At 48.1% G+C, this 24,986-nt stretch carries 24 protein-coding genes, 1 pseudogene and 2 other annotated features; of the genes and pseudogenes, 13 read left to right on the top strand and 12 right to left on the bottom strand.

From position 1 onward, the window contains the following. The first annotated feature begins 156 nt into the window (after window positions 1-156). From AYR61_RS05940 to AYR61_RS05915, 6 genes are all read left to right on the top strand, one after another. Window positions 157-2,070 carry a heavy metal translocating P-type ATPase gene (locus AYR61_RS05940; RefSeq protein WP_065902130.1) on the top strand — a complete coding sequence of 638 codons (1,914 nt, stop codon included), beginning with the start codon at window positions 157-159 and terminating at the stop codon, window positions 2,068-2,070. Between the two features lie 99 nt (window positions 2,071-2,169). Further along, window positions 2,170-2,403, top strand: a complete 234-nt coding sequence (locus tag AYR61_RS05935) for a heavy-metal-associated domain-containing protein (RefSeq protein ID WP_054711864.1) — start codon at window positions 2,170-2,172, stop codon at window positions 2,401-2,403. 10 nt (window positions 2,404-2,413) lie between these two features. Continuing rightward, a complete protein-coding gene (locus tag AYR61_RS05930) occupies window positions 2,414-2,941 on the top strand; it encodes a ferritin-like domain-containing protein (protein ID WP_056987035.1) in 528 nt (175 codons plus the stop codon). 151 nt (window positions 2,942-3,092) lie between these two features. Beyond that, on the top strand, window positions 3,093-3,380 hold the full coding sequence (gene relB, locus AYR61_RS05925; RefSeq protein WP_054711866.1) for a type II toxin-antitoxin system RelB/ParD family antitoxin: 288 nt from the start codon (window positions 3,093-3,095) through the stop codon (window positions 3,378-3,380). Next, window positions 3,373-3,708, top strand: coding sequence for a type II toxin-antitoxin system RelE/ParE family toxin (locus AYR61_RS05920; RefSeq protein WP_054711868.1), 336 nt, complete (start codon window positions 3,373-3,375; stop codon window positions 3,706-3,708). The genes relB and AYR61_RS05920 overlap by 8 nt, the downstream gene beginning before the upstream one ends. Window positions 3,709-3,801: 93 nt before the next feature. Continuing rightward, window positions 3,802-4,524 carry a gamma-glutamyl-gamma-aminobutyrate hydrolase family protein gene (locus tag AYR61_RS05915; protein ID WP_082409359.1) on the top strand — a complete coding sequence of 241 codons (723 nt, stop codon included), beginning with the start codon at window positions 3,802-3,804 and terminating at the stop codon, window positions 4,522-4,524. A 44-nt stretch (window positions 4,525-4,568) separates the two neighbouring features. On the opposite strand, the gene AYR61_RS05910 is transcribed toward AYR61_RS05915, so the two are convergent. Then, entirely contained in the window at window positions 4,569-4,964 is a 396-nt protein-coding gene (locus AYR61_RS05910; protein WP_054711872.1) for a hypothetical protein, read from the bottom strand. A 193-nt stretch (window positions 4,965-5,157) separates the two neighbouring features. After that, window positions 5,158-5,958 carry a fumarylacetoacetate hydrolase family protein gene (locus AYR61_RS05905; RefSeq protein ID WP_054711873.1) on the bottom strand — a complete coding sequence of 267 codons (801 nt, stop codon included), beginning with the start codon at window positions 5,956-5,958 and terminating at the stop codon, window positions 5,158-5,160. Between the two features lie 247 nt (window positions 5,959-6,205). On the opposite strand from AYR61_RS05905, the gene AYR61_RS05900 reads away from it, so the two are divergent. After that, window positions 6,206-7,093, top strand: a complete 888-nt coding sequence (locus tag AYR61_RS05900; RefSeq protein ID WP_056987036.1) for a DMT family transporter — start codon at window positions 6,206-6,208, stop codon at window positions 7,091-7,093. A gap of 123 nt (window positions 7,094-7,216) precedes the next feature. Further along, on the top strand, window positions 7,217-8,398 hold the full coding sequence (locus AYR61_RS05895; protein WP_065902127.1) for an MFS transporter: 1,182 nt from the start codon (window positions 7,217-7,219) through the stop codon (window positions 8,396-8,398). 40 nt (window positions 8,399-8,438) lie between these two features. On the opposite strand, the gene AYR61_RS05890 is transcribed toward AYR61_RS05895, so the two are convergent. Continuing rightward, window positions 8,439-9,917: an MDR family MFS transporter gene (locus AYR61_RS05890; RefSeq protein WP_056987037.1), complete on the bottom strand. Its 1,479-nt coding sequence runs from the start codon at window positions 9,915-9,917 to the stop codon at window positions 8,439-8,441. An 84-nt stretch (window positions 9,918-10,001) separates the two neighbouring features. Here AYR61_RS05890 and AYR61_RS05885 point away from each other — a divergent pair, with 84 nt between their 5' ends. Beyond that, the gene (locus AYR61_RS05885) at window positions 10,002-10,400 is read left to right on the top strand and encodes a MerR family transcriptional regulator (RefSeq protein ID WP_054711880.1); all 399 of its coding nucleotides are present in this window, start codon (window positions 10,002-10,004) and stop codon (window positions 10,398-10,400) included. A gap of 143 nt (window positions 10,401-10,543) precedes the next feature. Continuing rightward, a complete protein-coding gene (locus AYR61_RS05880; RefSeq protein WP_054711883.1) occupies window positions 10,544-10,867 on the top strand; it encodes a helix-turn-helix domain-containing protein in 324 nt (107 codons plus the stop codon). On the opposite strand, the gene AYR61_RS05875 is transcribed toward AYR61_RS05880, so the two are convergent. After that, window positions 10,864-11,463: a pentapeptide repeat-containing protein gene (locus AYR61_RS05875; RefSeq protein WP_054711884.1), complete on the bottom strand. Its 600-nt coding sequence runs from the start codon at window positions 11,461-11,463 to the stop codon at window positions 10,864-10,866. The genes AYR61_RS05880 and AYR61_RS05875 overlap by 4 nt on opposite strands. Window positions 11,464-11,613: 150 nt before the next feature. Continuing rightward, window positions 11,614-11,848 (top strand) — a binding site (T-box leader). A 60-nt stretch (window positions 11,849-11,908) separates the two neighbouring features. On the opposite strand from AYR61_RS05875, the gene AYR61_RS05870 reads away from it, so the two are divergent. The 3 genes from AYR61_RS05870 (at window position 11,909) to AYR61_RS05860 (ending at window position 15,147) form a co-directional block, all read left to right on the top strand. After that, the gene (locus AYR61_RS05870; RefSeq protein WP_065902125.1) at window positions 11,909-12,646 is read left to right on the top strand and encodes an isocitrate lyase/phosphoenolpyruvate mutase family protein; all 738 of its coding nucleotides are present in this window, start codon (window positions 11,909-11,911) and stop codon (window positions 12,644-12,646) included. Beyond that, window positions 12,633-13,538, top strand: a complete 906-nt coding sequence (locus AYR61_RS05865) for an isocitrate lyase/PEP mutase family protein (protein WP_156319366.1) — start codon at window positions 12,633-12,635, stop codon at window positions 13,536-13,538. The genes AYR61_RS05870 and AYR61_RS05865 overlap by 14 nt, the downstream gene beginning before the upstream one ends. A gap of 316 nt (window positions 13,539-13,854) precedes the next feature. Further along, on the top strand, window positions 13,855-15,147 hold the full coding sequence (locus AYR61_RS05860) for an MFS transporter (RefSeq protein ID WP_054711890.1): 1,293 nt from the start codon (window positions 13,855-13,857) through the stop codon (window positions 15,145-15,147). A 374-nt stretch (window positions 15,148-15,521) separates the two neighbouring features. Here AYR61_RS05860 and AYR61_RS05855 read toward each other — a convergent pair whose 3' ends face one another. The 8 genes and pseudogenes from AYR61_RS05855 to AYR61_RS15340 all read right to left on the bottom strand — a co-directional run bounded on the left by AYR61_RS05855 (window position 15,522) and on the right by AYR61_RS15340 (window position 24,887). Next, window positions 15,522-15,827 (bottom strand): hypothetical protein, encoded by a 306-nt coding sequence (locus tag AYR61_RS05855; protein WP_054707337.1) that lies wholly within the window; start codon window positions 15,825-15,827, stop codon window positions 15,522-15,524. Between the two features lie 561 nt (window positions 15,828-16,388). Further along, entirely contained in the window at window positions 16,389-17,795 is a 1,407-nt protein-coding gene (gene brnQ / locus AYR61_RS05850; RefSeq protein WP_056987038.1) for a branched-chain amino acid transport system II carrier protein, read from the bottom strand. Between the two features lie 162 nt (window positions 17,796-17,957). Beyond that, window positions 17,958-18,195, bottom strand: a binding site (T-box leader). A 228-nt stretch (window positions 18,196-18,423) separates the two neighbouring features. After that, window positions 18,424-19,685: pseudogene (locus AYR61_RS05845) on the bottom strand (glycosyltransferase family 2 protein). A gap of 46 nt (window positions 19,686-19,731) precedes the next feature. Next, window positions 19,732-20,364 carry a hypothetical protein gene (locus AYR61_RS05840; protein ID WP_225353079.1) on the bottom strand — a complete coding sequence of 211 codons (633 nt, stop codon included), beginning with the start codon at window positions 20,362-20,364 and terminating at the stop codon, window positions 19,732-19,734. Continuing rightward, window positions 20,267-21,178, bottom strand: coding sequence for an EAL domain-containing protein (locus AYR61_RS05835; protein ID WP_065902123.1), 912 nt, complete (start codon window positions 21,176-21,178; stop codon window positions 20,267-20,269). Before AYR61_RS05835 ends, AYR61_RS05840 begins: the two co-directional genes overlap by 98 nt. A gap of 815 nt (window positions 21,179-21,993) precedes the next feature. Then, window positions 21,994-24,519, bottom strand: a complete 2,526-nt coding sequence (locus tag AYR61_RS05830) for an MBG domain-containing protein (protein ID WP_065902121.1) — start codon at window positions 24,517-24,519, stop codon at window positions 21,994-21,996. Between the two features lie 49 nt (window positions 24,520-24,568). Next, window positions 24,569-24,709 carry a hypothetical protein gene (locus AYR61_RS15345; RefSeq protein ID WP_169790379.1) on the bottom strand — a complete coding sequence of 47 codons (141 nt, stop codon included), beginning with the start codon at window positions 24,707-24,709 and terminating at the stop codon, window positions 24,569-24,571. Window positions 24,710-24,746: 37 nt separating this feature from the next. Then, complete coding sequence (locus AYR61_RS15340; protein ID WP_169790380.1) at window positions 24,747-24,887, bottom strand: hypothetical protein; 141 nt, start codon at window positions 24,885-24,887, stop codon at window positions 24,747-24,749. Window positions 24,888-24,986: the final 99 nt, after the last annotated feature.

Below are 24,986 nucleotides of genomic sequence, written 5' to 3'. Positions count from 1 at the left end.
TTTCCATTCCTCTTCCTTAATCTACACTCCCCATTTTCTAGTAAAGTTGCAAATTTCGCAACTTTTATCGCTAACTTGATACCCGTCAAGTTGTTTTCCAGCAAATGGCCGTATGCTGTAGTCAATCAAGCGAACACACGAAAGGATGCGACTCCTATGAAGTTTCAACACTTTATCAAAGACCACCAAAATCATATCACACTGATCAGCGCCATTTTAATCGTTGCGGCCTACCTCAGTCAGTTCGGGCTGCACAACCAGTTTGGCTATACCATTGCCATGATGCTGGCATCAATTATTGCGGCTATCCCGATCATGATCCACGCCTACCAGGCACTGCGGGTCAAGGTCATCAGTATTGAACTATTAGTCTCAATTGCTGTCATCGGTGCTTTCATCATTGGTGAATACAACGAATCCGCCATCGTGACCTTCCTGTTTCTTTTCGGGAGTTATCTGGAACAGCGGACGCTGGCCAAAACTCGTGATTCGATTAAATCGCTCACCGAAATGGCACCCGCAACTGCCCAACTGCTGCACGCCGATGGCACAACAGAAGAAGTTGACCTCGACGACGTGGACAAGGGCGACAACGTGCTCGTCAAAACCGGTGGCACCATCCCAGTCGACGGCACGATCATCGAGGGCTCCGGCTACCTTAACGAAGCCGTGATCACCGGTGAATCTGCACCGGTCACAAAACAACCTGGCGACACTGTTTTTTCCGGCTCCGAACTCAGTAACGGGACGTTAACCGTTGAAGCAACCAAGGTCGGCGACGACACCACGTTTGGGAAAATCATCGAACTGGTCGAAGATGCGCAGGATACCAAGTCGAAAACGGAATCCTTTATCGATCGGTTTGCCCAGTACTACACACCAGCAGTGCTCGTCATTGCACTGATCGTTTATCTGGCCACCCAGAGCTTCACCACCGCCATTACTGTTCTGGTCCTCGGCTGCCCCGGTGCCCTCGTGATTGGTGCGCCAGTCGCAAACGTTGCCGGTATCGGTAACGGCGCCAAACGCGGCATCCTCCTAAAGGGTGGTGCCGTGATGGATGATTTTTCAAAGATCGACACGTTCATGTTTGATAAAACCGGCACCCTGACTACGGGCAACACGGCCGTCACTCAGGTTAAATCTTATACTGATAACGAAACTACTGCGTTCGCCCTGCTTGCCAGAGTTGAACAACTCTCCGACCATCCGCTGGGCAAAGCCGTCATTGATCACGTGACTGAAATGACGCTCCCATTTAGCACGATGACTGTCACCGAAAACAGTACGGTCAAGGGACAAGGGCTCATCGCTGACGTGGACGGCCATCACGTGCTAGTTGGTAACAAAGCGTTGCTCACTGCAAACCAGATCACATTGACGCCAACTCAAGAAACTGATTTAGCCAGCATCCAAAACACTGGCAGCTCAGTGGTCATTGAAGCTATTGACGGTCAACTTGCCCTTATCGTGGGGGTGGCTGACGTGGTTCGGCCAGAAGTGAAGGCCCAACTTCAAGCGTTACGTGACCACGGTGCCAAGCACCTCGTGATGCTGACTGGTGATAACCAGGCCACAGCAAATGCCGTTGCTGCCCAAATTGGGATCGATGAAATCCACGCAGAGCTGTTACCGGAACAAAAAGTGGCTGCCATTAAAACCGCTCAAGCAGCCGGCCACCACGTTGCCTTCGTCGGCGACGGCATCAACGACAGTCCCGCTATCGCGACCGCTGATATCGGGATCGCCATGGGCAGCGGCACCGATGTGGCCATCGAAACCTCTGACGTTGTGCTCATGCAATCCAGTTTTCAGGCCCTCGTTCACGCCTTCGCCCTGGCAAAGAAGACCGTTCGCGTCACCAAGGAAAATATTGTAATCGCCATCGGCGTCGTCATCTTCCTGCTGATTGGCCTCATTATCGGCTTCATTTACATGGCCAGCGGGATGTTCGTGCACGAAGCCAGCATTCTCGTGGTCATCTTCAACGCGATGCGGCTCATTAACTACGGAAAGTTACCCACTAGTCCAGCCATTACGGGTAAAACGACGATGGCGCACTCGAATTAAAAAAGTGGCCAAACTTGACCTGCGTCAAGTTCAAACTAGTCATTTCCAACTACACTAGACTCATAAAGACAAACACAACAGACTTAGGAGGTCGTTATCATGACAAAACGCGCAGTATTACAACTAGATGGACTGACCTGCCCATCATGTATGACAAAGATTCAGAGTGCCGTTTCCAAACACCCCGGTGTTGAAAAGGCTCAGGTTTTATTCAATGCCAGCAAGGTCAAGGTCGATTTTGATGACAGTCAAACCACCGCAGACGAACTCGCTGAAGTGATCACGAAGCTCGGCTACACCGTTGAACACATCAAGGTCAAGGCTGAAGCCTAAGGAGAAGGACATGACAAACGACGAAATTGAGACAGCTTACCAGGCTGAAGTAAAGCAAGCCGATACCGACCACCACACCCCAACGGCTGGGGCAATGACCGGTCACATCGTGGCAAATCTAAACATCAACATTACGAAGCTCCACCAAGCACTGTGGTTCCTAACCGGGCCTGAAAGTGTGGCAATCAAGTCCCTGTACCGCGACCTGATTACTGAAGCACGCCAGACCTACGATGACCTCGCTGATGTACTGCTAGACGAGGGCCAATTGCCACCGTCGACCACGGCTGAATACGAAGACTATAAAATGTTGGAAGAGGACGGTCGGCTAAAGTACCACGCCACCGAAGACGTACTGACGACAACGATTGAAGATTTCAATACGCAAAACCTGTTTGTGACACGTGCCATTACCTTAGCTGAAAAGGAAGACCGACCAGCAATGGCAGCCTATCTGACGACGATTCTTGGTCAGAATAACCATGACGTTCGCGTGTTAGAGGATGTCTTGGGGCATAAAGTGGAGAAGCCGGAATAATTATTAAACCTGTATCAAAAAGGTCACCAGAAATAATTTCTAGTGACCTTTTTTTGATACAATTTTAAATTCAGGTCAATTTTCTAGAATATAATGAGAAATTATGCTAGTGTATATACGCAGCTATACATTTCAGATTGGGGGACTTATTTTGAACCAATTAAAAAAAGACACACAGGTAAACTTTAGAACGAATAGTCAGGTCTTACAGGAAGCTAAAGCCGTCTTTGCTGAAAAACATTTAGATGCCTCTCAAGGATTTAACATGTTTCTTGAATTTGTTGCCAGCAGGAAAGAACTTCCTTTTAAGACTAATGATGAATTAGAACGCGAAAAATTAATTGACCAATTACAAAAAAGAGTGCAACATAATGAATCAGAAATTAATAAAGGAAATTATACTACCCTAAATCAACTGGAGCGTGAATTTTTTGAGTAAATATGCCATCCAAATTTCTAATGACATTTTTAACCAAATTAAGTCTATTCACAGTTATATTGCTGACGTACTATATGCAAACGAGGCAGCTGATTTACGCGTAAAACAAATGATTATTGATATTCGGCAACTTGCCGATTCTCCTGATCGTGGCTTCAATACTGACAAAAAAATGGGTCGTCAACTACTTCAAAACCACACCACATTAGGAATACCCATTGTTTCCGGAAAATATATCGTTCTGTACTTTATTGATGATTCAAAAAAAATTGTCCACGTTATTGACCTTTTACCTACAAAAAGTGATTATACACAACTCTTTTTGTGAACTTATAACACGAATTTTACTTATCCTTCCCTAAATTGGCTATACCACAATCGCAAGAAGGCGTATCCTAGTCTTAAAACGGACTGAGAAGTGATGACAATGAAACCATTGATCGGCATGCCAGCCGACACTGTAAAAACGGACCTCGGCTTTCGCGACTACGCTTACGATAACGTCATGCAGGCGGTGATTGCCGCTGGCGGGATTCCTGTGATGCTGCCGAGTAACAATCCAGAACTTGCGGAAGACTATGTAACCCGCTGTGACGGGTTTGCGTTTCTGGGTGGTCCCGACATCGACCCCACGCTATTTGGCGAGGAACCCATCCGTGAGATCGGTGCCACGTCTATGAAAAAGGACCAGTTTGAGGTTGCGCTGTGTCAAAAAGCATTTTCTGCTGGCAAGGCCATCTTCGGTATTTGCCGTGGGGCTCAAATCATCGCAATCGCGCTTGGCGGCACCATGTACCAGGACTTTCCAAGTCAGTTTCCAGATGCCCGCCTAAAGCACCAGCAGGAAGCCCCGCTGATCTATCCGACCCACCACGTCAATATTAAGGGTGACACGATTGCAGCCGAAATTCTGGGCTCACATCCGTACGTCAACTCCAACCACCACCAAACGGTAAAGAATCCCGGCTCCCACTTAATGGTTTCCGGAAGAGCTGACGACGGCGCTGTCGAGATGATTGAATCGCAAGATAACGACCAAGTAGTAGCCGTTCAATGGCATCCCGAGTATTTGTATGAAACGATGCCTGAGGAGAACGCCTTGTTTGAGGATTTTGTGGAGCGCTGTCAGAATGGGCGTGCTTAGCATAAATAAAAACAACACCCAAAAAGGTGTTGTTTCTATTTATGCTAATAACGCATCATCGTCTGCCAAGTACCTGCTGGCAGAATTCTAATTTTCTTCGTACTTAAACGCTTAATTTTAACGGTCATTGTTTCACCAAATGATTTACCGCGTATATAGTACGTTTTATTTGCGTACTTATAAGAAGTCCCTGTCATTTTGAAAGCATACTGAAATCCATAGACTGAATAAGTTGTCTTCGTAGCCGACACGTGTTCATAATGTCGTGCAATGTCTCGCAAGGACTTGATATATGGGCCGCGATACTTCTGACCCACAAAGACCTTAGGCGTTCCCTTGTGCCAGGTAGCCGCTTTTGCTGAGGTGCCACCAACTGTTGCAGATAGACCTAGGGTTGTTGCTAAGGCAAATACTGTTACCGTCATTAATCCATTTTTCAAACTATCATCTCCCCTAAAAACATTATAGAACACTAATATCAGTATAGAAATACCAATCAAATATTTACTATCTGTTGGGAATGGTTTTCCATTTGTCAACTTAACAGCCACAACCCATAATTGGTCACAAAAAGGACTATTTCATAATACTCAAACCTGAGTTCATGAAATAGTCCATCTTTTTAAAATTGGTTTATTTAATCGACATCTTCAAAGTCCCCAAATGCGTAATACTCCCGGTCAGCTCATCGCCCGCCTTCAAAAAGATCTGCGGGTCATGGCCAACGCCGGTACCGCTCGGCGTTCCAGTAAAGATCAAATCACCCGGCCGCAACTCGGTCACCGTTGACAGATAGTGCACCAATTCGGGAATCGAAAAAATCATCTGGCTTAACGGTGCCTCTTGCATGGTTTTACCATTCACCTTTGTGGTGATCACTTCATCGTCTAGATTATCCAGTTCGTCAACCGTGGTCAACCAAGGACCGATTGGCCCGTAATTTTCGAACGACTTGCCCATTGAGAACTGCGGGTTATCATTTTCAAACTGTACTTCGCGATCCGAAATATCTTCCCCGACCATGACACCGGCAACGTGCTTCCAGCCGTCTTCAACTGAGATGTTTCTGCCGCCATCCTTAATCACAGCGACGATCTCAGTTTCCCAGTCTGTCTGCGGCCCATGAGCCTTCACGTCAACAACTGATGGTGCTAACGAACTGCTGAATTTCGTAAAAATACTTGGTGCTTTAGGCAACTCAATATGAATTTCCGCTGAATGGTCGCGGTAGTTCATCCCCACCGCAAAGACCTGTTTGGGATCCGTGATCGGCTGTTCCAATTCATCTTGGGTAAACGCTTCCGATTCACCTAACAATCTGTTACCCGGCGCCTGGTGCAACACATCGATAATCGTCTGGGCGTTTTGCACAGGTGACCCGTGAGTTTCATCTTTAATGATAAATGGTTTTCCGTTTCGCATGGCAATTTTCATGTTCTTCACCTCGCTATCAGGATAGCATATTGGCGGAGTTCTTAACACTAAAGTCACCAAAAAATGAAATCTGTTCTTAATTGTTCTATAATTGTAGCATTCATGTCATCTAAGGGAGGACTCACCATGTTATACGCCCCATTATTTGAAAATGATGTGCCAGTCGTTGCGTAAGCCGCTACTGAGCAAATCCATCCTTCAGCTCAGTTAGGCGAACATCCGCCAACTAACTTAAGGAGTCCAAAAAATGTATCAGAAACAAGCCACTAAATCAAAACTCATTGGCAGTCTGTACCTCACGATCGCCGCTAGCATCTGGGGCGGCATGTTTGTCGTCGTCAAGGTCGTTGTTCCCAGTGTTTCGCCTTTTCTACTGGTGTGGTCACGCTACGTGATTGCTATCGTAGCATTAGTCCTATTGGGCCTGCAACAACATATCAACTGGCACGTTGCTAAAAAGGACTGGCCCTTACTTATCAGTATTGGTATTATCGGACAGCTCGCCTCAATTGTGTTTCAAGAAACGGGTACCATGCTCGCAAACGCCCAAATTGGGTCGATCATCACCGCCACAACACCGGCCTTTATGACGCTTTTTGCGGCATGGTTGCTCAAAGAACGTCTCACATTCACGCGCGTGTTAGCCGTAACCTGCGCAACAATTGGCGTCATCCTTGCTGGTGGTGGCCTCCACGTTCATGCGCACCAAACATTAGGCGTGATTTCATTAACGATTGCCGCCCTCACCTGGGCGTTAATGTCTGTCTTACTAAAAAAGGTACCGGCTCGATACTCAGCCCTGCAGGTGACAACAATCGGCACATTAGTTGTCCTTATTGGTCTGACACCGGTCATCCTGATTGGCTACCACGCTTTCAACTGGGCCATTATGCTGACACCCAAAGTGGGCGGCGGTATTCTCTACCTCGGCATCATTTCCACTGCTGTTGCGTTTGTGCTGTGGAATAAAGGTCTCCAACTCTTGCAGGCAAGCCAGTCTGGACTATTTTTCTTTTTCCAGCCGCTAGTCGGCAGTCTTTTAGGTTGGCTCGTTTTGGGAGAAGCCCTGCATATCAGCTTTGTTTTTGGGTGCCTGCTGATTTTTATCGGCGTTATTTTAACATTAAGAAACTAACCGAACAAAGAGGTGTTTTTCATGACCTATCACTTATTCCACTGGCTCATCAAACGCACCGAGAACCCCTTTCCGCGCAGTAGATCCAAACAACTCAAAATCTACTAAAACGGGAGTCTTACAATGGAAACAGAACCAGCTTTACCACGAAAAACAGTTTTGATGATGGCCTTCACAGCGGGCGTTATCGTCGCCAATTTAAACTTCATTCAACCCATCGAAGGGCTGATCGCTACCGATTTTCAAATTTCTAAAGCAGTCGTTGGCATTCTCGCCATGCTGACCCAGCTCGGCTATGCGTTCGGGCTATTACTGATCGTGCCCCTCGGCGATATTTTTGACCGCTACCACCTGATTCAGTTCATGATGGTGTTATCGATCATTGCGCTGCTACTTGCGTTCCTATCACCAACCATGGGCGTCTTCGCGGTGGCAACGACGCTGATCGGCATCACCTCGGTTGCCCCACAGATCATTATCCCCTACGCCGGCTTTCTGGCACCAGCCTTACAACGGGGGAAAGTTCTGGGCACCGTACTCAGCGGTCTGTTAACGGGAATCTTGTTGTCGCGATCCTTTAGCGGGTTGCTTGGCAGCGTCATCCCGTGGCAACAAATTTACTTGATTGCCGCGGTGCTGGACATCGTTTTACTCGGCGTCGTGCACAAGTATTTACCGCGAGATCCGCGTGGGCATCACAGCCTCAACTATTTCAGCGTCATCCGGTCATTACCCCACTTATTCATCACCCAGCGACCACTTCAAGGTGCCACGATAAACGGCTTTTGTATGTTTGGCGTCTCCAACGTCATGTGGTCCACGCTGGCGTTTTATCTCGCCTCCCAGTACCACTATGGCAGCAACATCGTCGGTCTGCTAGGCCTATTAGGCATTGCTGGCGTTACCGCTGCACCGTATATTGGCACCATGGTCGATCACAGGTCACCTCGGCTGACCATTGGCATGTCGATTGGCTTTTCAACCCTCGCCTTTCTGCTCTTTTGGCTAATTGGTCACTGGATGCTGGGACTCATTGTCGGCATCGTGCTGCTTGATCTTGGGACACAGTTCAGCCAAGTCTCGAATCAGGCCATTGTTCAGTCACTCAATAAAGCCCAAAGCAGCCGCAATAACTCGGTCTTCATGTTCGGCTACTTCATGGGCGGATCACTTGGCACACTGACCGCCACCTGGGCCTGGAGCCGGGCTGGGTGGAACGGCGTCTGCCTAGTTGCCCTTGGCTTTTTGATTGTGTCACTCTTAGGTCATCTCGTTTTAAAGGAACCGGAACGTTTGAATGCGTAGTAAAAAGCAACCTACCGCAAATGGTGGGTTGCTTTTTGAATTACTTCAGATTATCCCGCGTTTTCCACGGATCCACATAGGTAAACAGAATACTCAGTGCCATGAATAAAACGCTCCACAGGGCCAGGTAATGGAAGCCCTGATATAAAATGGTCCGCAGTAACGGTACCAGTTTGCTTGGCAGATCAGCTGCCGAAGCCGAACTGCTGATGGCGTTCAGTTGGTTGATCTGAATCTTGCCATGGTGCGCGTTAATGGCGTTTTTAAACGTCGTGTTCAGGCTCAGTGACAACATGGACAGCACCATCGTCGACCCAATCGTCCGAATCAGTGAATTCAACGCTGTTGCTGGACCAATTTGGTCCTGCGCCACGGCATCCTGAACGGCTACCTGCGAGGTGCCATTGACGATTCCGGTACTGATACCAAACACTGCGCCAGCTAAGGCTAGGAACCACACACTAGACGTTTGCTGGACCACTGCCAAAATCACAATGGCCAGCAGCATGGCGTAACTCCCAGTTCGAATCAACCGTTTCTCAGAGTTGTTTGCCATTAACGGGCTCACCATCCGAGTTCCAACCGCTAGCAGAATGGACGATGGCACCAGAATCAAACCACCCTTCAGCGCTGACAGACCATAGATGCCTTGCCCCCACATCGGAATGTAACTGTTCACAAAGCTGACCATGCCGTACTGAAAGAACATCATCACATTTTTGGCCATGTACGACCGGTTGCCAAACAAATTCATTGGGATGATCGGGTCAACTGCGTGACGTTCCGTCCAGAAGAAGTAGGCGCCAACCACGATAGCAATGACGGCTTCGACCGCCACAACGACCATTTTCGGGTTCTGGGCACCAAGTTCTTGAATCATCAGCATCAGTGAAATGATGGCAACAGAGAGGCTCAGCGCCCCGCGGTAGTCAATGGTCTCCCGATTCGGTGTGAACTGCTCATGGTAGTTGCGCACGATCAGCCAGATCATCAGAAGTCCGATTGGCACGTTGATGAAGAATACCCAGCGCCAGCCGATACTATCCGTGATCCAGCCACCGATCAGTGGCCCAATGGCAGAAGCAATCGAATAGGCGCCAATGGCGTTACCGATTGCCTTCACCCGTTTTTCGGTCGGCAATTGTGTCCCGTAAATCACGTACGGTAACTGCGCCATTGCGCCAGCGCCGATACCCATCACTAACCGCGCCACGATCAGCATGTACATGTTGACCGATAACCCTTCAGTAATTGAAGCCAAGACAAAGATCGTTGTCCCAATGATCATTAACCGTTTCGTCCCGTACCGCTCAGAGAGTTTCGTCCAAATAGGTGCCGTGACCGCCATCATTAACAGGTATGCGGTCAGGACCCAGCTCATTAACCGAATACCGTGTAATTCGTCCACAATGGCCGGAATGACAGTGGCCACGATTGTTGATTCCAGTCCAACCATGACGTTGGATAGTGCGAATGCGTGCATTGCTGTATTTTGTTGTTTTTCTGCTGTAGTTGCCATGTATCGGCCTCCCTAATCCTAATTGCCTAAACCAGTTTACTCGGTTACACTTGGTGTAAGTCAACATAAAAGGAGACGGTTTTGATGCGCATTCAAGAAATGGCTGCTGAAAGTGGCCTGACGACCTACGCACTGCGATTTTATGAACGAAAAGGTCTCGTGACACCTAAGCGCGACGCCCGCGGTGACCGTGACTATTCCCCAGTCGAACAATCAGCCGTGCATCGAATCGCGATGTACCGGCGCGCTGGCCTGTCGGTCGAAGAGATCAAGGCCATTTTTACGGGCATGCCAACTACTGAGATGATCACGCTGCTGCGGACGACCCGCGATAAAACCATTGCGCAACGCCAAGCAATGGATGAAACGATTGCCTACCTTGGCGAGAAAATCGCCCATGAGGAGGGGCGGTTGAAGGATGGCGGACAACATATTCCGACGCCTAGTGAAGATGTGGATAATGATGGGTTGGCGGATAATTAGATGAAAGAGAAGAGAACACCCAGCAATCGACACATCAATTGCTGGGTGTTTTTATAGTCCAATTAATTGTTATTTATTTCAGAAATTGGTATCTTAAAATGGTTAACGTAATTAATTATTAACTAAGTGAAAGGACTATTAAATTGACGCATAAAAGTGATATCGAGAAGAGTCTTGAAGAATTCGAAGCCGAATTACGAGGTGAACCAAATCACGTGATTACAAATACAATAGTGCTTGAGAATGTTGAAATACCTGACTACTCACCCAAAAGCATTACCGCAATTCGCAAAAAAACACATGCTACTCAAGAAGACTTCGCGTGGATAATGGGTATACGGAAACGAACCGTCATCTCTTGGGAGACTGGAAAAACAAAACCTCGTGGTAGTGCGCGTCGGTTATTACAACTGTTAAAAGACCAGCCAACCGCGCTTGATCATATTTTGCATCGGCAAATTGATTAAATCACCTCAACGCCAACCCCAGCCAAAATATCCGCCGCCTGAAACGTCGATACTTTCAATCCCCGCGCCAGTTGCAGATTCAATCGAATCCCGGCAACTTGGGACGTGCTCAGATCCACACCTTTCAGCTTGCTGTCCATAAAATCAGCATCCGTTAAGTTGCACTCAGCAAACACTGCCTGCCCCGCAAACGTCACGTTATTCCAATAGCTCTCAATAAACCGGTCGCCAGTGGCCGAAAAATCGGTCAGTTTACTATCGCTAAAATTGCAGTAATCCGCAACACAGTTCGTCACCGTCAACTTCTTGATGGCCGAATCACCGAAATTGGCACCCATCAGCTTGACATCCTGTAACTGACAGCGCAACCAGTAGCTTCGCGTAAAATCCGCGTTGGTGAAATCACAATTCTTGATGACGCTGTCGACCCACGCGCCGTTACTGAAGTTATGCTGCTTAAAGGTGCAGTGGTCAAACACCACGTCGCTCACATCGCTGTTATGATTGGCGTACCCCACCTCACAGTTCACGTAGGTCGTATTAGGCTCGACATCGTCCAATCCAATCGTGACATCTTCCACAATTTCGTTTGGCATTTTTTGTTCCTCCGGTCTGGTATTTGAAAAAAGTTTACGCTAAATTTCGTTGAATTGGCAGGATTTTCAAGCTAGTTTCAAAAATAATTATTAAAAATGGCTTTACAATGAGAAAATCATCGGTTACACTACTCGTATATTAAAAAATGATTAAAAGCAATGAAGAGCAGGGAGTACTGATTTCAGGTCCAAGAGAGCGTTCGGTTGGTGTGAGAACGCGACCCACTGTCAGGAAAGTAAGCTCGGAGCTGTAGATGCGACAAACGAAGTATCTAATGGGTGCCACCATTATCACGGCCGACGAATCTGCCTACGGGCATGCTCGTTAAGACTACAATTTGTAGTAAAGACAAGGTGGTACCGTGCATATCAATGCGCCCTTCGAAGACAATATCTTTGAAGGGCGTTTTTTCATGGTTACGGCAAGGACAAGGAGGAACCGAAAATGACATTACTAAGCACATTACAGACAGCACCAGGCCAATTAATTCCGGCAGTTGGCGACGGCAACACACTGAACTTACTCACCAACAGCGAGGCACCAGCGATTCTACTGGACGCAACGTTGGCGACAAAAACCCTACTGGCTGAGGAAAATCCCGGCCTGCTCACCATTTCAGAGTACGCCGCCTTTCTCCGCGACATGCAGCTAAAGAAAACCGCACCGCTTATCGCAGACCTGCAGTCAGGGTTCGGCAATCCGCTGAACACCTTCTACGCCGCCCAAGAGTTGGAACGATCCGGCGGTGACATCTTACTGCTAAACGACCAAACCTATCCTGCCCATAACCTGGAACGGCCAACCACCACAACACCAGCTGACCTGCTGGGCAAGGCGCGGGCCGCTAAGGATAGCCTTGAGAATCCGGCTACCCAATTATGGATCAAACTTGAAGGCATTTGGGATTACGGCATTGACGGTGCCCGCCAGCGGATGCACTACCTCGCAAACGCAGGCGCCGATGCCATCATTATCGACCATTACACAACGGCCGATCTACAAGCGTTAGTCAGCTCGGATCATGACCTACCGCTACTCGCCACCTGGACGCCGGAAACGACCAAGATCAGCGGTATCACCGGTTGGCTTGACACCGGTTACCTCGCTGACAAGGCTTTGCAGGCGCAACACACCGCGTTACAAACGTTATTGAAGGAGGACACCACCTATGCTGAAAAATGATCAAATGCGTCATACCTTTAAAACGGCCGTCATGAGTGGCCACATCGTGCGGATGATGGTTGCGCCAGATGCGCTAGCCGCCAAGATTGCAGAAGACAGTGGCGCTCAGGCCATCTTCTCAGCCGGCTACGCCACCAGCGCTTCAACCTTAGCCATGCCTGACCGAGGTATCAGCGATTTCGGCATCGCACTCAATCGTTGCCGCGAAATCATTAACGCCACAACCATCCCAGTATTTGCCGACGCAGACACCGGTTACGGCGACCTCGATAATGTCCGCCGTACCGTTGAAAGTTACGAAGCCATTGGCGCAGCTGGCATCTTCATTGAAGACCAGGTTTGGCCGAAACGTTGCGGCCACATGGATGGCAAAAAGGTCGAACCAACTGAAGTCCTCGAAGCAAAGATTGCGGCAGCTAAGGCAGCTCGCAAGCACGATGATTTTCTCATCATGTCCCGGACCGATGCGCGCGCCGTTTACGGGTTAGATAACGCCATCGAACGCAGTCGGCGGTACAAAGCCGCCGGTGCTGACCTCATCTTCATTGAAGCACCACGCAGCATCGATGAACTCCAACAGATTCACGATGCCTTTCCGGACACGCCGTTAATGGCCAACATGATTGAGGGTGGCAAAACACCGTTAACACGGTCTGAAGACTTGGAAAAATTAGGCTTCAACATCGTCGTTCACCCAACCGCCATGACTTACACCCAAGCCTACGCCGAGGAGCAGTTGATCCAAACGTTGCAACGCGAAGGCACGACCAAGTCCTTCGAGGACCGGATGATCACCTTTACCAAGTTCAACGACTTTGTCGGATTAGACAAGGTCAACGCTCGGGACGCTGCCTACGCGCCAGAGAAAATGGCACAGTACATGACGGACTGATTGCGTCACACATAGCGTCATCCAAATCATCACACACATAGATACAAAACATAGTGTCATTTAACTTCATGAAAACACATAGTCTCAATCCATAGATTATTTAGCATCATGCCACACATAGCGCCATCACACATATTAGGCTCACTTAGCAACACTCTTCAAACCATATCTTTCCAAACATATATCTCAAACCTTACGGGTCAACCACCCGACACATAGCACCTACTTATCAGCATCATCAAGCATTTCTGGCGTTCCTCAAGCGCCAAACATAGCGTTCACATCACATGACTAACACATATTGGAGGGTTCATTTATGGCAACTAACGCACTCAACTTGGAAACACAATTGAACACTGCCCGCGAAACACCCCTGTTTTACAAGGTCTTCGCGCTCGCCAGTGCCGGCATGATTCTTGATGCCGCTGACGTGTACATGGCCAGCGCCATTAATAGTACAATGATCGCCCAGAAGTTCGCGACGATTCAGCAGGGCTCCACGTTCCTATCCAGCGGGTTTCTCGGCCTGTTCATCGGATCTATTCTTGCTGGATACATCGGTGACTTCTTCGGTCGCAAAAAATCGTACCAGATCAACCTCTTACTGTTCGGCGCGTTCACCCTACTCGCAGCTTTCATGCCCAACATCACCTTACTGATCATTTGCCGCTTCATTGCCGCCATTGGGTTGGGTGCTGAAATCGTGACCGGGTACGCGGTCGTTAACGAATTTGCGCCTATCAAACGACGTGGTCATTGGTCAGGTATGAACGCCATCGTTGCCAACACTGGGGCACCAATTGCGCTGTTGATTGCCACCTTCGCCATTCCAAAATTTGGCTGGCGGTCCATGTTCATCATCATGGGGATTCTGGCGCTCTTGCTCTGGCTGCTGCGTCGTCACTTCCCAGAATCACCGCGGTGGTTGTTGGCGAAGGGCCGCAACGAAGAAGCGGAAACGATTATCAACGAATTAACGACACGCGGCCAATACGACGAGGATGAATTCACCGACAAGGCCGAACCGACGAGCCACATTAGTTTTGCGCACGGGCTATTTATCGCCATCGTCGCCGTTAGTGCAACCCTGCTGTGCCAATACACCTTTACCTCCTGGGTACCAACACTGCTTTTGAATCGCGGCATCAACATTGTCAGTTCAATCGGCTTCTCAGCCATTATGATGATTGGCGCGCCAATCGGTGCAGCCATTGGTGCAGCACTGGTTGACCGCGCTGGTCGAAAAAAAGTGATTCTAACTGGCTTTATCGCCACCGCAATCTTAGGGATTGGTTACGCTTATGAAACGACCACGGCGGGAATCCTGATCAACGGCTTTCTATTGACAGTCACCCTGTACATCTTGGTTGCGACGGTTGTGAGTGTGTATAACAACGAGCTCTTCGAGACCACCCACCGGTTCCGCGGTGCCGGGATCTCAAACGGGATCTCAAAGCTGCTGAACGTCCTGATGCCAACCGCAGTTGCGTTCATGATCACCCAGGTTTCAGCATCGTTTATCTTTTATGGAATCGCTGCGATGGCCATTATTGCTGCCATTGTGATTGGCATTTGGGGACCTGAGACGGATCAGAAGGCAATAAAATAGAGTGTGGAGCGAGGCGGTTAGAAGGCGGAGTGTAAGTAACTCTGGTTAGAAAAGTCCGGGTCTGACTTTTTTGACCAGAGTTGCTTACACAGGAGCCTTCTGCCTCGCGGAACACGTTTCCGCTATGTGGCCAGAACTCACGTCGCCAGAACTAATCGAAAAAATAAACCCACCTTCCATTTACCTGGAGGGTGGGTTTTAAGGTTAGTGCTTAACTATCAAGCGTGGTAATCAATCCGGCTTGCTAGGCCACCACGCCGAAACGAGTTTCGGGCACGGGGCTAACGTGTAACGGACTCTGACCAAAAAGTCAGGCCCGGACTTTTCGGCCAGAGTCCGTTACACACCGCCCCTAACCCGCCTTCCTCCACTCTCTAATACCCGCTAAACACCACCGAATTCACACCAAAAACATTCAACCCATAAAGAAATACCATAATCAAATTAAGCACCATCGAAATCAAAATAATCCCATACGGCAAAGTCGCCATGTAAAACCCAAAGATCCACGGATTCCGGAAACGACGTCCTTTGTAGTTGAAACAAAAGACAATCAAGATCAGAGTTAAAATAATTTCTAAAATAAAGCCAACCCAATACACGCCAACACTTGCGGCGTTCAGCTGGAAATAATAGCCGCCTAACGCAATGATGTCTACAATAATAGCTAGTAATGACATGGTGCTTATCTCCCCTTTTTTCACTCATTTGATGCTGGATTCATTGTACCATGAGCCTGATATGACGGGCTTAGGAACGATGTTAGACAGGTATTTCTTAGTTGGTTCTTAAGAAATCAAGCAGAAAAAAACACCTCCGTACACAGTCAGATGTACAGGGGTGTTTTCGCTTAACCGCTCAATCTTGACGCCTGTCAGTGACGCTATTATTTTGCTGGTTAAGGTGAGACTATGTGTTTGTTGTTTAGATTGCTATGTGTGATTTAAGGTTGGAAAACAAATTAAAGTATTTTTTGGTGTGCCTGGCTGTCACTTCTAGACAATTTCTTGTTCCATGAGGTGAAAGCCTATTGTATATGCAACTTCGGCACATATATCAAATTCAGAATTGTGGTTTTTCTTGGATGAGTGCCTCTGGCGTCGAGCTCTTAGGCTGCCACGCTGAAACGTGTTTCGCGAGGCAAGGGGCTACTACGTAAGCAACTCTGGCAAAAATGCCAAGTTCAGGCATTTCTGCCAGAGTTACTTACGCTCCGCCCCTTAACCGCCTCGCTCCAAACTCTAACGACCACTCACATGCGCCGAATTCACATCCCGCTTACCTGCAAATACCGGTCTCAAGAAGTGAACGCCTAACCCAAGTACCGCACCGACAACCGCTGGGACGACCCAGTCCATGCCTAGATTTGCGAATGGCAAGACGCTTTGTTGGAAGCCAGCCAATGCCTTTCCTAAGGCACTCTGACTCACAACAGCCGGGAACGATGCCATCATATCCAGGAATGCTGGTACCGCTGTAAAGACCACGACGAACAGGTAGACTACTGGGTCGCGATGGAATAGTGGTGAGAAGATCGACAGCAAGATCAGCACCATTGCGAATGGGTACAGGAACATCAGCATTGGTGTTGACCACTGGATGATCGTATCCAAGCCGAAGTTAGCGGTCAGAAATGACGCTAGGGCCATGAAGCCTAACCATTGACGGTAACTGAACCGTGAAAAATGTTTGTGGAAATCTTGTGCGAATGCAGCAATCAACCCAACGGCAGTGGTCAGGCAAGTCACTGTCAGCAGAGTGGCTAACAGTGCGTGGCCAAAGGCACCCATGTAGTAGGTCACCAATTGATTAAAAGCCGTCCCACCATCCGCGGAGACCGTGAACCGGCCAAGCGTTGTGGCGCCCAACCAGATCAACCCAACGTAGATCACGCCGATCATGCCAGTGGCGAAAACACCAGCTTTGGCAGTTACTTTAGCGTTACTCTTAGCGGTCGTTTTGCCTAGCTGGTTAACAGCCGTAACGACCGTGACCCCAAAGGCCAATCCGGCCAGGGCATCCATCGTGTTGTACCCTTCCAAAAACCCGTTAAAGAAGGAAGCGTGCTTGTATGCAGCGGTCACGGCCTGAGTGCCAGCGCTGCTCATGGGATGAACGAATCCCATGAGGAAGACGACGAATAACATCACAAGAAATAGTGGGTTGAGCACTTTCCCAACGGAATTCATGATGTTGGATTCCTTGTAGGAAACGAGAAAGGCTGCTCCGAAAAACAATGCTGAGAATACAAACAGACCCACGTGCGCCCAACTAGCGGGCAATAATGGCTGAACACCGACTGAAAATGGAATCGTGGCTGTCCGTGGTGTCCCAAACAACGGGCCGATGGTGGCGTGGATCAGGACCATGAAGCCTAACGCAAACGCTGGTCCCAGCGGCCGACCAATGTCATAAACACCCTTTGAATGGGTCACACTAACGGCCAGAACGGAGCAGAGTGGTAAGACCACGGCGGTTACCAGGAAGCCGACTGTCGCTAACACCCAGTGACCCCCGGCAAGCTGCCCTAAATGAATTGGAAAAATAAGATTACCGGCTCCGAAGAAGAGCCCGAAAAGCATTGAGCTAACAACGAAATACTGTTTGCCTGTTAAAGGCTTTGGATTTAAATCTTTGACTGGTTCCATAACTGAAGACCCCCATATTATGTTTGATGACGCAAACGACCTGTAACCTATAAATTTGAATCTGGCTAATGCCACTAATCTGATCTTCCACTGAAACCACCCGCTTTCTCTATGAGTCCTTATGTAATCAAAAAGGCACCCCTAATTCAGACGATTGTCTAAATTAAGGGTGCCTCTGCACGTTACCACCTTATCATTGTTGCATCATTGCTGATGTAACCTCTTCACGTACGGCATAACTGCGATACGCTAACACGATAATGGGTGTGCCCAATGTACGTTACTGATGTTCGGTACATCGCTCAAAAGGGATTTTCACGACTAGTGTCCCACTTCCTCTCACCAAACGAAGCTCGCTTGCGGACACCTAATCGCTACTCAACTTTCTCATAGCGTTTATTAATTTATGACCCCATCATAATCAGGGTTCAGCAGCTTGTCAACAATTTTATTAGGTTATTTTAATGTGAATCGACTTGTTAAGGGCGTCAACAATGTCCCACCAGGCCATGCATGATAAGGCGTTGACCTATTCTTGGTTAATCGCAAAATTTTTTCAACTTAATTTGCTGATTAGAAAAACGGCCAACAGAAAAATGGCCGACCGTAATGTGTATAAAAATTCAGTTTACTTCTTCGACTCTGAAAACTTTCGCCGCGTTGGACTGACCCAGGTCCCAGATCCAGCGCCAAAAATTGTTTTCACCGCAGGAATAAACGTCGTCACAACCGTAAAGGGATTCACCATCCAGTAGTACAACATGTATAACGGTGCAAATGGCAAGTATTTCAGTTTGGCCCCTCGATGATCAAGTAACAGCGCTGTCACCAGCTGGACCAACCCAGCCACAAGTTCAAATGCCACAACGATGCAGGCCATGCAAAGCGTTTGAAGAAACAGTTGCAGTCACCCTGTAACAGAAAACTAACCATGGAGAAGCCGAAGATCAGGCTCGAGATCACAAAGAAGAACGACCAAACGATGGACAGCGTTGAGTCAATAAACATCGACATTTGAAACCGCCGTTGAAAGGGATGACGTAAAAACGGCTTCAGGTTGGTTAACCAGACTTCCGTGCCGCCCTGCGCCCAGCGTTTGCGCTGATGATAGAGGTCCTTCACAGTTTCAGGAACGTTCATATGGAAGATAATATTGGGGGCAAACCGTGGGACACTGCCGCTAACTTGCTGGTCCCAGGCCACACTGATATCCTCAGTTGCCCGGTCCTGCCGAAATCCATTCACCTCAATCAGGGAACTCTTTCGGTACAACGTGTTGGCACCGCTATACGCGTACATGGAATCGTTGACGGCACTCTGACTACGCTTGATAACGCCCACGATACTGGAAAACTCAACGGTTTGCGACTTGCCCAGCATGCTCGTTCGATTCTGCACGTCCATGTTGGCGGTCACCGCAGCCGTATTCATGTCCTGGTCGTGAATGAAGAAATTCATGTACTTCATCAGCGCCTCTGGTTCAGGAATCGTGTCGACATCGTTGCTCAAAATATACTCGCCCTTAGCGAAGAACATCCCGATGTTAAACGCGTGTGCCTTGCCCTTATTCTTAATGATTTCAACAGTCCTTAACCGATCGTACTTTGTCATCAACCGGTGGACGATATCAGCGGTATGGTCGGTCGACCCATCGTTCATGACCAGCACTTCAAAATTTTCGTAATCCAGATTTTCAAACAAATAGGTAATGGTTTGTTCGATCATGATCTCCTCGTTGTGGGCGGGAATCATAATCGTGATAAACGGCTGGTCTTCGGGCTTAAGTCTGTGCCAATCATCGCATTTGTTGATTTTAAAGAACCGGTACGACAACGCACCCCAGAACCAAAAGAACGAGCCGACGATTGGATATAAACACAGAATCAGCATTAAAAACTGTATAATGTCACCAAACGAATTCGTTGAAAAGATACCGTTAAGCACGCCGCTCACCCACTTCCTCAAGGGCCTCTCTTTCGGCCTGACGCTCTGCCAGAATTTTATCCTTATCGACCTGGCCCATTTCAGCTAACTCGTGCGTATCCAAATTTTGTTCTGGCTGAACCCGATACAACCGGACGTTCTGCCGAAACTTCTCTTCACCAAATCGTTTTGTCATGAACTTCGTCAACTCAGTCTCACGGTTCCGCTCATCCAACGGATCAAACGTCGGCCACTGTTCGATCAGCCGCTCTCGTTTTCGATTTTGAATCAGGACCATCGAAATCGCAAACACCGCGGTGACCGCAAAACAAAACAGCAGGATAATCCCTAAGAATCCGAACGTATACATCCCACCACGAAGATCAATGGTGACGCCAAACAGACGAATCGACCGGTGCGTCAAAATAATGCCTGTCATCACGATCGGCACGATCATCGAAATTAAGCCAAACAAGGCCACCAGCGACTCCTTGATTTTGAGTCCCCAGTGCCCTTTTTCAAAGAAAAGGTCCGTATACAATTGCTGTTTAGCACGGTCGCCCGTTGACGGGGTCGGCTGTGGCGTCGCCGCCGTCGTTGACGGTGACTTGCAGGGTTTGATCGTTGTGGTGTGCGTCTGTTGCATGGCCTGTCGCCTCAATTCCAGTCTCAATCTCATTGACTGGCTTGCCAAACAAATATCCCTGACGAAAATCGATCTGTAGTTGTTCGGCGAGGGCCTCATCCTTGGCGTCCTCAATGCCCATTAAATACAGAGATATGTGGTTGTCCTTAGCCAAATTGTTCCAGAATTGCAGATTTAAATCGAGCCAGACATTCGGGTCTTCCTTTCGAAACGACCGCATGGAACATTTCAAAATGTCGACTGCCGGCAGCAGCCACTCGATATTGTGCAGACTCGTCAATTCTGAATCAGCGTTGTCAATGGCGATGCGAACCCCATACTCTTTTGCGTTAGTGATCTGACGCATAAATTGTTTTTGCCTAATACTATGTAGTTGCTGCGTTGCGTGATACTCGATCACAAGGTCCATCGGGTCGATCTTACTGATTGCCCACCTGACAAACAATGGAAAGTTAGGATCCATGATCTGCTCGTAGGTGAGGTTGATCGATAGACTGTAATGCACCACTGGTAAGTGCCGGAACGTCTCCTCCAAGAGAACCACCACCCGTTGCAACGGCATCCCTGCCAGTTGCTTGGGCAGCGTCCACGTGCCGTCGTGGTGCTGCTGGCGTAATAAACATTCATAGCCGATCACCTTGCCGCGGTAATTGACCTGTTCTTGTATAAAATACTGTAGTTTAAGGTCCGGATCATCGAAGTAGTCGTTCGTACGCTTTCTAGTCGCGTAGTAGAAACGCGCCACCCAAATTGCGAAGAACGCCACGATCACCCAGAAGATGATGAATAGCCTGACACCTAGCTGCCAAAGCAACCCAATCTCCCCCTTTGCTTGAAACTTGTTTCTCCCTTTGAAGTGTGAATAATCAGTTAATCAGTTCGTTGCATTCCGCAATTTGGCACTCCGTCGTGGTGGCTCGCGATGAAGCTAATTTGATTTCTGCTGCGCAGCTCTCGAATGGATCTTCATCGTCTCGCACATCAGTAACCGACCAAAATACGGTCGCCAACTGATGTCGACACCACGGCTCCGTGCCAAATTGGGCCATTCCACTAACATTGAGCTTACTTATTGCCCAGATTAAGCATCACAATTGCATTAACCCTTGTTCGCGGAGAACTTCGCCCTTGACTGCTGCTAATGCTATTAATAGCTATGCTTCATACTAAGGTCGACTTGATAGTATCGATTAAGGAACAAGTAGACTGCCTGTATTGGTCTATTTCGCTAAGAAGCGACATCTTACTCGTTCAATTGTGGAAAGACTCCTTATCTAAAGTGTTACCGACCAAATTTAGGTTCCAACTACCAAAATAGCCTTAAAATTGCCCCTTTAGTCCTATTATCATAAAGCCTATTTAACGGCATTACAAGCTAGTTTTGTTGTTTTATTCTACAGCTAACCTAAAACACACTTCATCACACAAGTTCAATCCCACCCACCGTGTTATATCAGACTTGATTTTACAACCATTACACGTCTAACCGTATTGTATGCTATGTCGTGTTTATCACAAAGAACCCTTATATTACAGTTTAATAACATTTAGGATCAGCAATCAGCACGCAAAAAAAACACCCATCACTTACATACGATGAGTGTCTTTCTTGATTACAAATTTGACCGACTAATCTTGCTTACGTCTCTTTCTGCCTAAGCCTACAAGGCCAAGCAATCCAAGCAAGGTTACGCCCGCTACAGCCCAAGCACCACTCCGTTGCTCATTTGTTTGTGGCAACTTATCGGCGTTTGCTGCAACATTCTGAGTCATTTGAGTGTTATTAGCGCCAGATTCGGCGTTCATAGCTGCAGACTCCGTTGCTTGTGCAGTAGTAGTTGAAATTCCACTACCGCCATTTGACGAAACACCTGAACCAGGTGTCGTCGTGGTTGGGTTATCGCCCTTACCATTACTGGTTTGACTACCCTTACCACCATTGCCATTGTTACCTGGAACGACAACTGGTTGCCCCGGTGTGGTCGTAACATCACTTCCGCCGCCTGGAGTTGTGGTGCCGCCATTACCATTGTTATCGCCACCTGGTGTCGTCGTACCACCATTTCCGTTACCATTGTTATCGCCCGGATTTGACGGGTTAGTGGTGCCACCGCCATTGCCTGGGTTAGATAGCGTGCCATACGTGACAACAATGCTTGAATAAGGTGCCATGGCGATCTTAGCCGTATCATCCAGCGAAGGCGTAGTCCCGAACCCAAGCCCATAAGGCGTCAAAATTGAAGCATCTGTAATGCCAACTGCCAGTGTTTGACTGGTAGTCGTGCCATCAGCTGTGGTTGTCGTTACTTTGGTTGAATTGTCGCCATTCGTCGTGTACGTGATAACCGTCCCGTCGCTTTGGGTGACAGTGATTGTCTTCAAGTCACTTGCTGGGTAGTTAGTCACGCTGATGTCAACACCATTAGCATCAGTTCCAGTCGGGTAAGTCAGATCCTGATTGGTAGTACTCAGCACAGTACCAGAATCATTTTGAACCGTGACCGTGTACTTTGCTTCAGCATCAGTGATCGTTAACGTCCCAGCAGTCACGACTTGATTGTCAAATAAGTAACCAGTATTAGCAGCAGCCAAATCAGCCAGTCCCTGGGCACTCAGAGAGATCGTGTAGGTGCCAGGATCCGCTTTAACAGCACTGGTATCGAGATCTGCGCTATCTGCAGGCAATGTGTAGGTGCCATCACCATTTGCTGTCCAAGAAGTTGGTGCGACCATGCCAGCTGGTAGTGTCTTCGTATAGCTGTCTGGTGTTTCGCCCGTCCAAGTCATGGTTTGGTCCGTGATTGCACCTGGTGCGCTGACCACTTGGTTGTATTGAACGTAATAGAGGCCGCCAATGATGGTTGAACTGGCACTGGAAAGAGTAGAAGTATCTAAGGTGTACGTATTCGTTGCTGGCACAGAACCCGTAACCAACTGATACGTGATGCCGTTATTCACAACCGTCGTTGGTACAACTGACGATGTAAGGTACGTGTCGCCTGGATTTCCAGTCGTGGTTACCGTGTCAATAATAGCGCCGTTCTCATTTTGGAGGTAGTAAACATCTTCAACTTGAGACTTTACAATGACATATTGCCCACCGGTTGAACTATCATAGGCAAATGCATCCGTGAGTCCCAAAGCATTCGCAACCTCGGGTACTGTTGTGTACACACCCAAATCATTTACAACATAGTCACCCTGAGTTTGAGCGGGATCATCAGTTAAGTACAGCACACTTTGGTCACGCGTTTTATATTGACTGAAGGCCCCGGATGTCACCGTGGTATTTGGATCAACTGTAATGTCGATCGGGAAACTCTGCGTAGAAACAGTACCATTGTTCGTCGTAACACTGGCAAACTGAATCTTAAAGACCTGACGATCGTTATAGTTTGCTTCCTGCGTCACAGTAAGTCCAGTACTTGTCACACCATACTGCGTCAATGTCGCTTCAATATCTGATTGCACGGTACTTGCTGGATCTGTCGCAACTAAACCATCAGCAAGCGTCACGTCAAAGTTCTCAACCGCAGCGCCGTCATATGTTTTGGTAACGGAGCCGATTGTTGCGTCCGCTGTCTCAGCTTCAGCTAACGAGGCCGTAATTTTCTGTGCTTGACCGGTTGCGCTGAAGGTCGCTGCCGCAGCTTGTTTCGTTGCGGCTAAGGTTGCACTATCGGTGGCCCCTAAATCAGTCTCGGTCGTCGTGCTATTGGCAGAGCTGGTGTTCGAATCGGTGGCACTGCTGCTGGAATCAGTTACTGTGCTACCCGTAGTCGAACTGTCGCTGGTTGTACCGGTAATCGTTGAAGCATCCGTTGCCGCACTACTACTCGAATCTGCGGTCGTTTCACCGGTTGTGTTCGCGTCAGTTGCCGTTGAACTAGCCGTTGATGAACTGAGTGTGGCACTAGATGACGACTGTAGCGCCGCTGAATCACTGTCACTACCGTCATTTGTGGTTGTCGTGGCCGAATCAGCCGCACTTGTTGTATCCGCATGAGTCGTAATGTTACCGCTTACTAAAATGGTTGCACCCAAAGTAAGGCTTGCAAGACTCGCAAACACCCAGTGCTTGCCAGCCTTGTACGCCTTGTAATGGGTTGTTAAATTATCCCTTAAATCCTGTACATGATTATTTTTTCCAACCATAGTCAAATACCCCCGTTTGTACTCCTATGACAATAATCGAACAGTCAAATTACAATGATTTCGACTTCAGATACGCTTGCACTAACCTCTCCAAAAGGCTGGCTACGCTGGTGTTCTCCTGCACCGCACGAATCTTCAGTTGTTTGATCAAATCACTGTCTAACGTCGTGGTAAACTTCTTTTTCCCCATCGAAGTTCATCTCCTCTAAAAAACAATGACGTGATGATTATGATACTTTTGTGGTCAGATAATCCTTGGCAAGCTTCTCCAATAAGTTTGCGACACTGGTATCTTCTTCCACCGCAATGATCTTCAGTTGCTTGATCAGATCACTGTCTAATGTTGTGGTAAACTTCTTTTTCCCCATCGAAGTTCATCTCCTCCAAAATAGATTTACTCGAAAGTATAGTGTCATTGTATACGGTTCCCACGTCTTAGTAAATACGTATGACTCGCCAAGATGTAA

The organism is Secundilactobacillus paracollinoides (assembly GCF_001702155.1).
Lineage (GTDB): Bacteria > Bacillota > Bacilli > Lactobacillales > Lactobacillaceae > Secundilactobacillus > Secundilactobacillus paracollinoides.
Note: the sequence above shows the minus strand (reverse complement) of the source record. Positions and strands in the feature narration are given on the sequence as shown.

What these genes read in the sequence shown, in the direction of transcription:
- AYR61_RS05885 (WP_054711880.1), top strand. Translation starts at nt 10,002, where the DNA reads ATGCGCATTCAAGAAATGGCTGCTGAAAGTGGCCTGACGACCTACGCA.
- AYR61_RS05830 (WP_065902121.1), bottom strand. Translation starts at nt 24,519, where the DNA reads ATGGTTGGAAAAAATAATCATGTACAGGATTTAAGGGATAATTTAACA.
- AYR61_RS05930 (WP_056987035.1), top strand. Translation starts at nt 2,414, where the DNA reads ATGACAAACGACGAAATTGAGACAGCTTACCAGGCTGAAGTAAAGCAA.
- AYR61_RS05875 (WP_054711884.1), bottom strand. Translation starts at nt 11,463, where the DNA reads ATGCCAAACGAAATTGTGGAAGATGTCACGATTGGATTGGACGATGTC.
- AYR61_RS05915 (WP_082409359.1), top strand. Translation starts at nt 3,802, where the DNA reads ATGACAATGAAACCATTGATCGGCATGCCAGCCGACACTGTAAAAACG.
- AYR61_RS05870 (WP_065902125.1), top strand. Translation starts at nt 11,909, where the DNA reads ATGACATTACTAAGCACATTACAGACAGCACCAGGCCAATTAATTCCG.
- AYR61_RS05895 (WP_065902127.1), top strand. Translation starts at nt 7,217, where the DNA reads ATGGAAACAGAACCAGCTTTACCACGAAAAACAGTTTTGATGATGGCC.
- AYR61_RS15340 (WP_169790380.1), bottom strand. Translation starts at nt 24,887, where the DNA reads ATGGGGAAAAAGAAGTTTACCACAACATTAGACAGTGATCTGATCAAG.
- AYR61_RS05900 (WP_056987036.1), top strand. Translation starts at nt 6,206, where the DNA reads ATGTATCAGAAACAAGCCACTAAATCAAAACTCATTGGCAGTCTGTAC.
- AYR61_RS05890 (WP_056987037.1), bottom strand. Translation starts at nt 9,917, where the DNA reads ATGGCAACTACAGCAGAAAAACAACAAAATACAGCAATGCACGCATTC.
- AYR61_RS05935 (WP_054711864.1), top strand. Translation starts at nt 2,170, where the DNA reads ATGACAAAACGCGCAGTATTACAACTAGATGGACTGACCTGCCCATCA.
- AYR61_RS05860 (WP_054711890.1), top strand. Translation starts at nt 13,855, where the DNA reads ATGGCAACTAACGCACTCAACTTGGAAACACAATTGAACACTGCCCGC.
- AYR61_RS05865 (WP_156319366.1), top strand. Translation starts at nt 12,633, where the DNA reads ATGCTGAAAAATGATCAAATGCGTCATACCTTTAAAACGGCCGTCATG.
- brnQ (WP_056987038.1), bottom strand. Translation starts at nt 17,795, where the DNA reads ATGGAACCAGTCAAAGATTTAAATCCAAAGCCTTTAACAGGCAAACAG.
- AYR61_RS05940 (WP_065902130.1), top strand. Translation starts at nt 157, where the DNA reads ATGAAGTTTCAACACTTTATCAAAGACCACCAAAATCATATCACACTG.
- AYR61_RS15345 (WP_169790379.1), bottom strand. Translation starts at nt 24,709, where the DNA reads ATGGGGAAAAAGAAGTTTACCACGACGTTAGACAGTGATTTGATCAAA.
- AYR61_RS05855 (WP_054707337.1), bottom strand. Translation starts at nt 15,827, where the DNA reads ATGTCATTACTAGCTATTATTGTAGACATCATTGCGTTAGGCGGCTAT.
- AYR61_RS05905 (WP_054711873.1), bottom strand. Translation starts at nt 5,958, where the DNA reads ATGAAAATTGCCATGCGAAACGGAAAACCATTTATCATTAAAGATGAA.
- AYR61_RS05840 (WP_225353079.1), bottom strand. Translation starts at nt 20,364, where the DNA reads ATGCAACAGACGCACACCACAACGATCAAACCCTGCAAGTCACCGTCA.